Origin of the sequence: Pseudomonas sp. BIOMIG1BAC, assembly GCF_001705995.2 — a bacterium.
Taxonomy (GTDB): domain Bacteria; phylum Pseudomonadota; class Gammaproteobacteria; order Pseudomonadales; family Pseudomonadaceae; genus Aquipseudomonas; species Aquipseudomonas sessilinigenes.
In genome coordinates this window covers 845,860-857,638 of record NZ_CP049045.1, presented here as the reverse complement: position 1 = coordinate 857,638, position 11,779 = coordinate 845,860, and the positions used below count along the sequence as shown (strand labels likewise).

The 11,779-nt window shown below is 63.8% G+C and carries 11 protein-coding genes; 1 reads left to right on the top strand and 10 read right to left on the bottom strand.

What is annotated here, in order from left to right; translation table 11 throughout:
* Window positions 1–199: 199 nt before the first annotated feature.
* From ATY02_RS03830 to ATY02_RS03790, 9 genes are all read right to left on the bottom strand, one after another.
* Complete coding sequence (locus ATY02_RS03830) at window positions 200–910, bottom strand: PqiC family protein (protein WP_068576466.1); 711 nt, start codon at window positions 908–910, stop codon at window positions 200–202.
* 167 nt (window positions 911–1,077) lie between these two features.
* Complete coding sequence (gene parC, locus ATY02_RS03825) at window positions 1,078–3,336, bottom strand: DNA topoisomerase IV subunit A (RefSeq protein WP_068576468.1); 2,259 nt, start codon at window positions 3,334–3,336, stop codon at window positions 1,078–1,080.
* 7 nt (window positions 3,337–3,343) lie between these two features.
* Window positions 3,344–3,865, bottom strand: coding sequence for a retropepsin-like aspartic protease family protein (locus ATY02_RS03820; RefSeq protein ID WP_022641349.1), 522 nt, complete (start codon window positions 3,863–3,865; stop codon window positions 3,344–3,346).
* A complete protein-coding gene (locus ATY02_RS03815; protein WP_068576470.1) occupies window positions 3,862–4,845 on the bottom strand; it encodes an esterase-like activity of phytase family protein in 984 nt (327 codons plus the stop codon). Before ATY02_RS03815 ends, ATY02_RS03820 begins: the two co-directional genes overlap by 4 nt.
* On the bottom strand, window positions 4,845–6,749 hold the full coding sequence (gene parE, locus ATY02_RS03810; RefSeq protein WP_068576472.1) for a DNA topoisomerase IV subunit B: 1,905 nt from the start codon (window positions 6,747–6,749) through the stop codon (window positions 4,845–4,847). The genes ATY02_RS03815 and parE overlap by 1 nt, the downstream gene beginning before the upstream one ends.
* Window positions 6,750–6,792: 43 nt before the next feature.
* Window positions 6,793–7,401, bottom strand: coding sequence for a YqiA/YcfP family alpha/beta fold hydrolase (locus ATY02_RS03805; protein ID WP_068576474.1), 609 nt, complete (start codon window positions 7,399–7,401; stop codon window positions 6,793–6,795).
* A gap of 65 nt (window positions 7,402–7,466) precedes the next feature.
* Window positions 7,467–8,282, bottom strand: a complete 816-nt coding sequence (gene cpdA / locus ATY02_RS03800) for a 3',5'-cyclic-AMP phosphodiesterase (protein WP_068576539.1) — start codon at window positions 8,280–8,282, stop codon at window positions 7,467–7,469.
* Between the two features lie 118 nt (window positions 8,283–8,400).
* Entirely contained in the window at window positions 8,401–8,853 is a 453-nt protein-coding gene (locus tag ATY02_RS03795; RefSeq protein ID WP_068576476.1) for a DUF1249 domain-containing protein, read from the bottom strand.
* The gene (locus ATY02_RS03790; RefSeq protein ID WP_068576477.1) at window positions 8,844–9,461 is read right to left on the bottom strand and encodes an NUDIX domain-containing protein; all 618 of its coding nucleotides are present in this window, start codon (window positions 9,459–9,461) and stop codon (window positions 8,844–8,846) included. The genes ATY02_RS03795 and ATY02_RS03790 overlap by 10 nt, the downstream gene beginning before the upstream one ends.
* Window positions 9,462–9,687: 226 nt before the next feature.
* On the opposite strand from ATY02_RS03790, the gene ATY02_RS03785 reads away from it, so the two are divergent.
* Window positions 9,688–10,434: a DUF3298 domain-containing protein gene (locus ATY02_RS03785; protein WP_068576479.1), complete on the top strand. Its 747-nt coding sequence runs from the start codon at window positions 9,688–9,690 to the stop codon at window positions 10,432–10,434.
* Here the strand turns inward: ATY02_RS03785 and cytX are convergent.
* Window positions 10,403–11,689 carry a putative hydroxymethylpyrimidine transporter CytX gene (cytX, locus tag ATY02_RS03780; RefSeq protein WP_068576540.1) on the bottom strand — a complete coding sequence of 429 codons (1,287 nt, stop codon included), beginning with the start codon at window positions 11,687–11,689 and terminating at the stop codon, window positions 10,403–10,405. The genes ATY02_RS03785 and cytX overlap by 32 nt on opposite strands.
* Between the last annotated feature and the right edge of the window lie 90 nt (window positions 11,690–11,779).

The following is an 11,779-nucleotide window of genomic DNA, read 5'->3' as shown; positions in this document are numbered from 1 at the left end:
GCTCGGTTGCTCGCGATGGGCGTTAACGTTTGCACGTGCTGACTGGATACACGCAGCGCTCTGCAGTCCATCGCGGGCAAGCCTCGCCCCTACAGCTTCCTTAACTGATCGGCATTAACCCTGCGCGGGCTTTCTTGTGCCTGCCCCCAGAAACGACAAGGCCCACCATGAGGCGGGCCTTGTCTTGCAGCGGTTTGGCTCAGAAGCGGAACACTTCCATATCCGTACGGATAGGCGTTGCCATTGGGATCTTCGGCCGCTTTTCCTGCTCGGCAGGCTTGGGGGCCGGTGCAGCGGGCGCCTTGCGCGGCACTTCCGCCACGGCCGGCTGGTTGGCCAGCGGCTTGAGGGCGCCGGACAACTGCTCGGCCAGGCGCTGCAACAGTACGCCCTGGGCCTGGACCTGGGATGCCGTGGTGCCTGCATGCTGCTCCTGCAGGTGGACGATGCGGTTGTCACGTACCTGGCCGCGGCGATCGATCAGGCGCCACTGGGCATCCAGCACCGCCGGCTGGGTCTTGCCGGAATCCAGGCGGGTGATCGACAGCAGTACCTGCACATCCGGAGTAAAGCCGTTGGTGGCCGGGGCCAACACCACTCGCTGGCTGTCCAGGTGGCCGGCGACCTGGCGCAGCAGCAACTGGTCGATATCCGAAGAGAGGCTGCCGGCCCAACGGCCGTCGGTGGCGGCCTGCAGGCTGCCATCATCCTGGCGCTGCAGCAGGGTTTCACGCTGCAGGTAATCGGCAATCAGGACCGGCCCCAGCAATACCGACATGCCGGTGCTGGCCGGCTGGGCTGGACTTCCGCTGTCCAGCTGATACAGCGACACCGGCTGGTGAACGCTGCAACCCGCCAGGCCGAGAACGCCCGCGAGCAGGAAAATAAAAGGAAGGCGCAGAACAGTCATCATCCCATCCAGGTGGCGGCCACCAGACCAACCACAGTGAAAATACTCAAAAAAACAGAATAACGCCGGACCAGGCCGGCGTTTGAAAGCGCATATCATCCGTGAATATGCGCCATGACTCCAGTGTTCCAACAACGATCAGCCAGTTAAATGGCTGATCGTACCTCTCAACTGAGAGGCTCTACCAACAACGCGTCCACTCGCTGGAAACCCCGTGGCAACTTGTTGCCACGACGCCCGCGCTCACCCTTGTAGTGCTCAAGATCGTCGGCCTTGAGCGACAGCGTGCGCTTGCCCGCTTGCAGCACCAGGGTCGCGCCTTCCGGCAGCACCGCGATGTCGGTCACATACTCCTCGCGACTGGCGACTCGCTCACCGGGAATACCGATGATCTTGTTGCCCTTGCCCTTGCCCAGTTGCGGCAGGTCGCTGATCTTGAACACCAGCAGGCGACCTTCGGTGGTCACCGAGGCCAGCCAGTTCTGCTCGCGATCGGCCACCGGCCGCGGCGCCAGGACCTTGGCATTGTTCGGCAGGCTCAGCAGCGCCTTGCCCGCCTTGTTCTTGGCCTGGAGGTCCTCGCCCTTGACCACGAAGCCATAACCGGCATCGGAAGCGATCACATACAGCGCCTCATCGTCCGGCAGCAGCACGCACTCGAAAGTCGCGCCCGGCGGCGGCGTCAACCGGCCGGTCAGTGGCTCGCCCTGGCCACGGGCCGAAGGCAGGGTATGGGCCGCCACCGAATAACTGCGCCCGGTGGAATCGATGAACACCGCGAACTGGTTGGAGCGCCCGGCAGCAGCGGTCTTGTAGCCATCGCCGGCCTTGTAGGACAGGCCGGTGGCGTCAATATCATGCCCCTTGGCACAGCGTACCCAGCCTTTTTCCGATAGAACGATAGTCACCGGCTCGGTCGGCATCAGCTCGTTTTCCGACAGGGCCTTGGCTTCGGCCCGGGCAACGATCGGTGAACGACGGTCGTCGCCATAGGTCTCGGCATCCTGCAGCAACTCGGTGCGTACCAGCTTCTTCAGCTTGGCTTCGCTGTTGAGCAGTGCCAACAGCTTGGCTTGCTCCTTGAGCAACTCGTCCTGCTCGGAACGCAACTTCATCTCTTCCAGGCGCGCCAGTTGCCGTAGGCGGGTATCGAGGATGTAGTCGGCCTGGATCTCGCTGAGGGCGAAGCGCTCGATCAGCTTGGCCCGCGGCTGGTCCTCGGTCCGGATGATATGGATCACTTCGTCCAGGTTGAGGTAGGCGATCAGCAAGCCGTCCAACAGGTGCAGGCGGCGCTCGACCTTGTCCAGGCGGAACTGCAGGCGACGACGTACCGTGGCGACCCGGAACTCCAGCCATTCCACCAGCAGAGCGCGCAGGTTCTTCAACTGCGGCTTGCCATCCAGGCCGATGATGTTGACGTTGACCCGGTAGGTGGATTCCAGTTCGGTGGTGGCGAACAGGTGCTGCATCAGCTCGTCCGGATCGACCCGGTTGGAGCGCGGAATGATCACGATGCGGCACGGGTTCTCGTGGTCCGACTCGTCTCGCAGGTCAGCCACCATCGGCAGTTTCTTGGCCTGCATCTGCGCGGCGATCTGCTCCAGCACCTTGGCCCCGGAGACCTGGTGCGGCAGCGCCGACACTACGATGTCGCCGTCCTCGACCCGGTACACGGCGCGCATGCGCACCGAGCCACGACCCGTCTCGTAGATCTTCAGCAGGTCGGCACGCGGGGTGATGATCTCCGCCTCGGTGGGATAGTCCGGCCCCTGGATGTGCTCGCACAGCTGCTCCACCGTGGCCTTGGGTTCGTCCAGCAGGCGTACGCAGGCCGACGCCACTTCCCGCAGGTTATGCGGCGGCACGTCGGTGGCCATGCCCACGGCGATGCCGGTGGTGCCGTTGAGCAGGATGTTCGGCAGGCGCGCCGGCAGTACCAGCGGCTCCTGGAGCGTGCCGTCGAAGTTCGGCCCCCAGTCCGCGGTGCCCTGGCCCAGCTCGCTGAGCAGCACCTCGGAGTAGCGCGACAGGCGCGCCTCGGTGTAGCGCATGGCCGCGAAGGACTTGGGATCGTCCGGCGCACCCCAGTTGCCCTGGCCGTCCACCAGCGTGTAGCGGTAGCTGAACGGCTGGGCCATCAGCACCATGGCCTCATAGCAGGCGGAGTCGCCGTGTGGGTGGAACTTGCCGAGCACGTCACCCACGGTACGGGCGGACTTCTTGTGCTTGGAGTCGGCATCCAGCCCCAGCTCACTCATGGCGTAGACGATACGCCGCTGTACCGGTTTCAGGCCGTCGCCGATATGCGGCAGCGCACGGTCCATGATCACGTACATGGAGTAGTTGAGGTAGGCATTTTCGGTGAAGTCAGCCAGTGACCGGCGTTCTACGCCATCCAGGCTGAGATCAAGGGAGTCGCTCATGCGGGCCTCATTGGTTCGTGGTCTGGCGCAGCAGCATGGTGCCGCCGCGCTGAGTAAATTCAAGTTTCTTCAAAGCGCTCATGCCCAGCAGGACCTGGTCCCCGTCGAGTCCCGGAGCCACCAGGGCCCGGACATCGTGCAGGGTGATATCCCCCAGCTGCAGGCGCTCGATACGGGTCCGGTAACCCTCGCTGCGACCGTTGGCAGTGCTCAGGGTCACCGGCAGTCCTCGTTCCAGGCCCAGGCGCTCGGCCAGCCCGGAAGGGATCGAGACTTCAGTGGCACCGGTATCGAGCATGAATTGCACCGGCTGGCCGTCGATATGGCCGCTGGCGACGAAATGCCCCTGGCCGTTGCCGACCAGCTTCACTTCGATGTAACCCTCATGTTGTTGCGAACTGACGACAGTGTTGGGGTTCTCCTGGCGCGCTTCCCAATCGGCGAAGAATCGCGTGGCCAGGAACAGCCCCGCCGCCCAGGCCAGGATCAGCAACACCCGGCCGGCACTGCGCCCCGGTTGCTGGCTCACGGCTTGGCACTCCAGCCGCCTTGCGGCGCGGCAAAGCGCCAGACGATCGGGCGGGACTCGCCATCGGCACGGGCGCCATTGTTGTTGTCCAGGCCGATCCAGGCCCCCTCGGCATCCACCACCAGGGCCTCGGCCAGGCCGTAGGGCTGCGGATAACGTCGCGACTCCACCAGAGCCTCGGCAGCAAAGGACCAGCACTGCTCGACCTTGGCGCTCTGCGCATCCCGACGGCAGATCTGGTAGGCGTTGCGCTCCAGGGTGAACAGCTTGCCATCGAACAGCGAGAGGTCGGCGAAGTCACGGGTCACCGCCTTGGCATGGGGCACCTGCTCAGGCTGCATTTGCGAGCCGGCTTCACTGAGCAGCACGCAACCGCCATCGCAATCCCAGGTAGTCTGGCCGCGCTTGATCAGCAACAGGCCACGCCGTTCGCGCTCGGCCGCCAGCCAGATACGATCCCCCGCGGGGCTCACCGCCAGGCCTTCGAACAAGGCGTTGAAGTGCAGCAGCATGCCACTGGCCCTGGCCTCGCGAACCATCAACGCAGAGATCTTCAACCAGTTGGGCGCGCCCTGGACAGGCACCTGCAGCACCGAGGCGTGGGCCTCGCTGACCACATACTTGTTACCCGCGTCATCGCAGGAAATGCCTTCGAAATCCAGGTCGCCACCACGAATGAACGATGCTGCCCAGGTGCGCGACTTCAGCCCCCAGGGCAGCCCGGTATCGGGCACCGGCGGCACCTCCAGCTTGACCGTCTCGGCCTGCCAGACGGTGTCGCGGGTATCGAGCCGATAGATCTGGTCGTCGTCGCGGTCCGAAACGGTCCACAGCTCCTGGCCGCACAGGGCGAGTCCAGACAGGTTGCCACCGCGCATGCCCTCCACGGGATGTTCGGACAGCAAGCTCAGCTCGGGGACCGGCGCGGCCATCACCGAGGTTGCCGATAGCGCCAGGGCCAGGGCAAAACCTCTGTGCATCAGGCCAGCACCTCGGCCAGGTTGCCCTTGGACTCCAGCCAGGACTTGCGGTCACTGGCGCGTTTCTTGGCCAGCAGCATGTCCATGATTTCCGCAGTGGCCTCGGCGTCGTCCAGGGTCAACTGCACCAGGCGCCGGGTATTGGGGTCCATGGTGGTCTCGCGCAGTTGCGGCGGGTTCATTTCACCCAGGCCCTTGAATCGGGTGACTTGCGGCTTGCCGCGTTTCTTCTCGGCCACCAGGCGATCGAGGATGCCGTCGCGCTCAGCGTCGTCCAGGGCGTAGTAGATCTCCTTGCCCAGGTCGATGCGGTACAGCGGCGGCATGGCCACATAGACGTGGCCGGCATCCACCAGCGGACGGAAATGCTGGACGAACAGGGCGCAGAGCAAGGTGGCGATGTGCAGGCCGTCGGAGTCGGCATCGGCGAGGATGCAGATCTTGCCGTAGCGCAGCTGGCTCATGTCCTCGGCGCCCGGATCGACACCAATGGCCACGGCGATGTTGTGCACTTCCTGGCTGGCCAGGACCTCGCTGCCGTCCACTTCCCAGGTGTTGAGGATCTTCCCGCGCAGCGGCAGGATCGCCTGGAACTCCTTGTCTCGTGCCTGCTTGGCCGAACCACCGGCGGAGTCACCTTCCACCAGGAACAGTTCGGAGCGCATCGGGTCCTGCCCGGCACAATCGGCCAGCTTGCCCGGCAATGCCGGGCCCTGGGTGATGCGCTTGCGCTCGACCTTCTTGCTGGCCTTCAGGCGCCGACCGGCGTTGCTGATGGCCAGTTCGGCCAATTGCATGCCCAGTTCGGGGTTGGCGTTGAGCCACAGGCTGAAGGCGTCCTTGACCACCCCGGAAACGAACGCCGCGGCCTCGCGGGACGACAGGCGTTCCTTGGTCTGGCCGGAGAACTGCGCGTCCTGCATCTTCATCGACAGGACGAAGGCGATCCGCTCCCAGACGTCTTCTGGCGCCAGCTTGAGACCGCGGGGCAACAGGTTGCGGAACTCGCAGAACTCGCGCATGGCATCCAGCAAGCCCTGGCGCAAGCCGTTGACGTGGGTGCCGCCCTGGGCGGTGGGAATCAGGTTGACGTAGCTTTCCTGGACACTGTCGCCACCCTCGGGCAGCCACAGCAGGGCCCAGTCCACGGCCTCCTTATTGCCCGCCAGGCTGCCGCAGAACGGCTCGGCCGGCAGGCGCTCGAACTCACTGACGGCATCCACCAGGTAGGAGCGCAGGCCGTCTTCGTAATGCCACTCGACCTTCTCGCCGGTGCCCTTGTCCTCGAAGCTGACCAGCAGCCCCGGGCACAGTACAGCCTTGGCCTTGAGCACGTGCTTGAGGCGGCTGACAGAGAACTTCGGCGAGTCGAAATACTTAGGGTCCGGTGCAAAAAACACGGAGGTACCGGTGTTGCGCTTGCCGACACTGCCAACCACTTCCAGCTCGGAAGCCTTGTAGCCGTCGGCGAAAGTCATCTGGTACTCGCTGCCATCGCGCTTGACCCGCACCCGTACCTGGCTGGACAGGGCGTTGACCACGGAAATACCCACCCCGTGCAAACCGCCGGAGAACTGGTAGTTCTTGTTGGAAAACTTGCCGCCGGCATGGAGCTTGGTGAGGATCAGCTCGATGCCGGACACGCCCTCTTCCGGGTGGATGTCCACCGGCATGCCGCGACCGTCGTCGGACACCTCCAGGGAGTGGTCGGCGTGCAGGATGACCTGTATCGACTTGGCGTGGCCGGCCAAGGCTTCATCGACACTGTTGTCGATGACTTCCTGGGCCAGGTGGTTGGGCCGCGTGGTGTCGGTGTACATGCCCGGGCGTTTGCGCACCGGGTCGAGTCCCGAGAGGACTTCGATGGCGTCTGCGTTATAGGAGCTAGCGCTGGGAGTGGCCATGGGTTCTCGTCGTTAGTCGTTCAATGAAATATGGGGCTCAGCTTCACAGTGCGGTGAAGTCGATCGCCTGGTACAGATCGGCAGTAATGCCGGCAAAACTCAATATCGCCGGCAATTGGCCGGTAAAACCTTGGAAACTATGATCGCCGCCCGCCTGGATACGCAAGGCGCAAGCGCGGTAATACGCCTGGGCATGACGATAGTCCAGCGTCTCATCCCCGGTCTGCAGCCATACCTGATAACGCTCGGGGTCCTTGGGCGGCGCGACCTCCAATGCTTCCAGGGCCGCCACGTGATCGAGGGTCAGCTCCCAGGCTTCATCGGTGTACAGGTTCTTCTGCGGTCCCAGGTAACCGTCGAACAGGCGGTGCGGATTGACCGCTGGGTTGATCAGCAAGGCGTTCAGACCATAGCGCTCGGCAAGGTGTGTCGCATAGTAGCCGCCGAGCGAGCTGCCGACCAGCAATGGCCGACCGAGTTCGGTGATCGCCTGCTCCAGCTGGCCGATGGCCTGGCGAGGATGATGATGCAGGGCCGGTACACGCAATTGTCCGGCCAGGCCAAGTTGCTCCATCACACTGCGCAACTGGCTGGCCTTGGTGGAGGCAGGGGCACTGTTGAAACCGTGGATATAAAGGATCGAACCGGACATGCGGACTCCCTGTACCTAGACAAAAGCCGCAGTCTACAGGGATGGCGCCAGGTAACGAAGTCGCTTCAGTAACCGTTGCTGCCGTAGTCGATGGTGAAATCGTAGCCCTCGACCCGCTGCACGCCGGTTTCCAGCCGCCCGTCGGCCAGCAACCGCAACCAGCGGTAGCCCGGAGCCCGTTCGTCGACCTTGAAATCGTCGCTACGGGGCTCGAACTGGATACAGGTGGATGGCGAGGCCAACAGCCTCACATCGCCGCGCATCCGGTCGATCTCCTGGTGCACATGCCCCCACAACAGGGCTCGGACCTGCGGATGGCCTTCGATGACCTCGAACAGGGCCTGGGCGTTGCGCAGCCCGATGGGCTCCATCCAGGCACAATCGATGGATACCGGATGGTGATGCAGGCACACCAGGTGGTGGCGCTGCGGCGCCTCGCGCAATGAACGCTCCAGCAATTGCAACTGGTCGTCCTGCAAAAACCCGGGCACCGAACCGGGCACGGAGGAATCGAGCAGGGTAATGCGCCAGTTGCCGATATCCACCACCTGTTGCAGCAGCACGCTATCGCCGGTCGCCAGCTGCATGACATGCGGTTCATCGTGGTTGCCGGGCAACCATCGAGCCGGCGCCGGGAGCTGCGCGCTCAACTGGCGAAAGCGCTGGTACGACTCCAGGCTGCCATCCTGGGACAGATCGCCAGTGGCCAGCAGCAAATCGATCTGCGGCTGTTGTGCCAGCACCAGGTCGATGACCCGCTGCAGGCTGTCTGCGGTGTTCATGCCCAACAGCACGCCGTCCGTCTCGGCAAACAGATGGCTGTCCGACAGTTGCACCAGCAATACCGAGTCGTCGGCGGGCGAAGCGGATACGCTTGGCAAGGCGTTCTCCCAGGGCAGGATCAAAGCATGAAGAATGGGGCAATTATGCTGGGGAAGTCGCCAGGGGGAAACTGCCGAAGCGGACCCAGTTCACATCTTGATCCTGTACCGGGGCGAGCTAGCGCACGACTTCGAACTCATGGCCGCAGGCCAGGCAGTGACTGAGCCACTCCCCCAGGAACACGTTCAGCTGGGCCTTTTCATCCGGCTGGTGCATGAAGGCATTGGGATAGGGATAAATGCTGCGAAAACGCCGGGCATGCTCGGCACTGACCACCTCGGCCATGCGGGCGTCGTGATAGACCTGCACTTCCAGCTGCGGCACCGGCAACCAGGGCAGGCTGTGCTCCTGGCGAACCTGCAAAGTGGTGGTATAGGGACAGGCCAACACCACTTCCAGGGCCAAAACACCGAGCATCTGGTCGCCCTGGGTCACCGCGATACGCCGGGCTTCGGGCTGGTTGCGCATGTCGGGCAACAAGCGCATCAGCCGGGCGTAGTTGGCCTCGCAGGAAGCTTGCAGCCCCGCGAGGTCCACCCGGTAGCGATCACGCGCCTTGTTTACGACCATAACCCCCTCACTTCCACACGATTGAGCGCCAGCCACTGCAGCGCAATGATGCTGGCCGCGTTGCAGATCCGCCCGTCACGCACGGCCTGCTGCGCATCCTCGTAGGCCATGACCACAACCCGGATGTCCTCGGCCTCTTCTTCCAGGCCGTACAGCCCGCCGGCGGCGCTGCTGTCGCAACGCCCCAGGAACAAATGGACGAACTCGGTACTGCCGCCCGGAGACGGAAAATACTGGGTCATGGGCCACAATGCCGAGATGTCCAGGCCGGCTTCCTCCTGGGCCTCGCGACGGGCAACTGCCTCGGGTTGCTCGTCCTTGTCGATCAATCCTGCCACCAGCTCCACCAGCCAGGGCGAGGCAGCCTTGCCCATGGCACCGACGCGGAACTGTTCGATCAACACCACTTCATCGCGTTGCGGGTCGTACGGCAGTACGCAGACCGCATCGTGACGGATGAAGACCTCACGGTTGATTTCCTGCCCCATGCCACCGGCGAACAGCTCATGGCGCAGTTGCAAGCGGTCGAGCCGATAGAAGCCCTGATGGCAGTTTTCACGCCCGATGATCTGGACGGCACTGGGCGTGGAGTTGGCAAAGTCAGTCATAACAATCCTCGTGTACAGCCTGTTCACTCCGAGGATCCTCCTCGACTTCGCGCAATCCTAACGCGCTCGCGCCTGCCGATGCAGCCCCTTTAGCCTCAGCGGGATAGACGGCGAGGGGCTAAACCTACTCTAATTGCCTCTATTGAGCTTAGTGGCGAACCGACTGCCCCGCCGACAGTCGAAGCCGGTAACTTTTGCCTCCCCTCCTGGTTTATGAAGGACGCCCATGTCGCTTGTAAAAATTGCCTCCGTGGCCTGCATCGCCCTGACCCTGGGCGCCTGTCAGAGCCTGTTCCAACCAAGCTACAAGACCCCGTTGGAAGTTACCCGAGACAAGTCCGAACAGCTCAAGCCCGGCTGCAGCGGCGCTGACTGCCCGCTGGTCAACCTCGATACCGTGCACTTTCCTGCCGAGCCGCAGCTGGACGCCATCATCGAGAAACGCCTGCTGCAAATGGCCCGCACCAGCCCCGACGCACCGCTGCCGGCCAGCCTCGGCGCCTATCGCGAGCAGTTCCTGCGCAGCGCCGCCGACCACCATGGCATCTACCTGCAATCCAAGGTACGCGAACAGCATGACGGCCTGGTGATCATCGAACTGGCCAGCTACCTGGACAATGGCACGACCAACGGCACGCCAGGGCGCGGCTTCATCAACTACTCACGCCAGCAGCACAAGGCCCTGGGCCTGGACGACATCCTGCTGCCAGGCCAGGAAGACATGTTCTGGAAAGCCGCCCGGGTGGCTCACAACAACTGGCTGATCAGCACCCACCTGGATCGCGAGGCCGAGTTCGTGAAGGCCTGGCCATTCCAGAAAACCCCGAACGTGGCCCTGACCAGCCGTTCGGTGACGCTCAAGTACGACGTCGCAGCCATCGCGCCCGCGCCCCTGGGCCACGTCGAACTGCAGATTCCCTACGAGCGCCTGCGAGGCATCTTCAAGCCCGAGCTGCTTCCCGACGGTAACTGAGGCTCAGCAACCCGTGCATTAGCCCTGCCAGCAGCAACGACGGCAGGGTCGCCCCCAGCTCCGGGGCCAGGTTGGCCAGCAGGTGATAGGCAACCACTGCGCTCAGCCAGGCCAGCAGCGCCGGGCCGCGCAAGGCCACCAGCGACTCCGGAGCCCTGCGTCGACGCACGATGAAGTGATCCACCAGCACCACGCCAAACAGCGGCGCGAATAGCGAACCGATCAGCAGCAGGAAGTTCTGGTATTGGGCCAAGGGCGCCAGGCACGCGATCAGGGTGCACAGCACGCCGATGGCCAGGGCCAGGTGCTCGACCTTCAGGCGCAACAAGATACCGCTGGAAACGGCCGCCGAATGAATATCGGCAAAGGCGTTCTCCGACTCGTCCAGCAAGATCAGCAATAACGGAATCCCCAGGCCGGCCCCCGCCAGCGCCAGCAGCAAGGCATTGGCCTCGCCACTGGGAGCGAATGCCAGGGCATAGGCGACCCCCAGTCCCATCAGCCAGAAATTGCCGATGAAGAACCCCAGGGTAGTACCGGCGAATACGCGCCTGGCGCTCTTGCCGAATCGCGAGTAGTCGGCAATCAACGGCAACCAGGACAACGGCATGGCAATGGCGATGTCGAAACCCACGGCAAACGGCATCGTGCCATCTCCGGCCCGGGCCCAGAGCGCCGCCAGGTCGGCCCGGACGAACAGGTTCCAGGTCAGCCACACACAGGCGGCCAGCAGCAGCCAGATCCCCCACTTGCGCAGGATCCGGCGAACGAAGGTCAAGGGGCCGCTGACCGCCAACAAGGTGGCCAGCGCCCCGAACAACAGGGTCCAGAGCACTGGACTGGTCCAGGCGCTGCCTTCGCCGAAGGCCCGGGCTCCCAGGAGGCTGGCGGCATCGCGCATGACGATGATCTCGAACGAACCCCAGCCCACCAGTTGCAACAAATTGAGTAACGCCGGTAACCGGGCGCCATGCCGGCCCAGGCTGAGCCTGAGGGCCGCCATGGCAGACAGGCCGGTATCACTACCGATCACCCCCACGGCCGCCAACAGCAGCACGCCCACCGCCGTGCCGAGCAGGATCGCCAGCAACCCGTGCGCCAGCCCCAACCCTGGCGCCAGCAGCGCGCCGGTTTGCAGCACCATCAGGCCGATACCGAGGGAGAACCACAGGGAAAACAGATCCCGGGCGCCCAATACGCGCTGGTCGGCAGTTACCGTGTGGTCGGGAGAGTAGGTACTGACTGGACTGCTCAAGGCGGTGATCTCGAAAGGAAAAGGGACAAAGGCAAGGAGCAGCGGCAAGCGGCAAGCTGCAAGCAAGAGCCGTGGGCCCTCGCCGGCTAC

Excerpts from the sequence above, each read along its gene's own strand:
- ATY02_RS03830 (WP_068576466.1), bottom strand. The coding sequence starts at position 910 with ATGACTGTTCTGCGCCTTCCTTTTATTTTCCTGCTCGCGGGCGTTCTC.
- parC (WP_068576468.1), bottom strand. The coding sequence starts at position 3,336 with ATGAGCGACTCCCTTGATCTCAGCCTGGATGGCGTAGAACGCCGGTCA.
- ATY02_RS03815 (WP_068576470.1), bottom strand. The coding sequence starts at position 4,845 with ATGCACAGAGGTTTTGCCCTGGCCCTGGCGCTATCGGCAACCTCGGTG.
- parE (WP_068576472.1), bottom strand. The coding sequence starts at position 6,749 with ATGGCCACTCCCAGCGCTAGCTCCTATAACGCAGACGCCATCGAAGTC.
- ATY02_RS03805 (WP_068576474.1), bottom strand. The coding sequence starts at position 7,401 with ATGTCCGGTTCGATCCTTTATATCCACGGTTTCAACAGTGCCCCTGCC.
- ATY02_RS03795 (WP_068576476.1), bottom strand. The coding sequence starts at position 8,853 with ATGGTCGTAAACAAGGCGCGTGATCGCTACCGGGTGGACCTCGCGGGG.
- ATY02_RS03790 (WP_068576477.1), bottom strand. The coding sequence starts at position 9,461 with ATGACTGACTTTGCCAACTCCACGCCCAGTGCCGTCCAGATCATCGGG.
- ATY02_RS03785 (WP_068576479.1), top strand. The coding sequence starts at position 9,688 with ATGTCGCTTGTAAAAATTGCCTCCGTGGCCTGCATCGCCCTGACCCTG.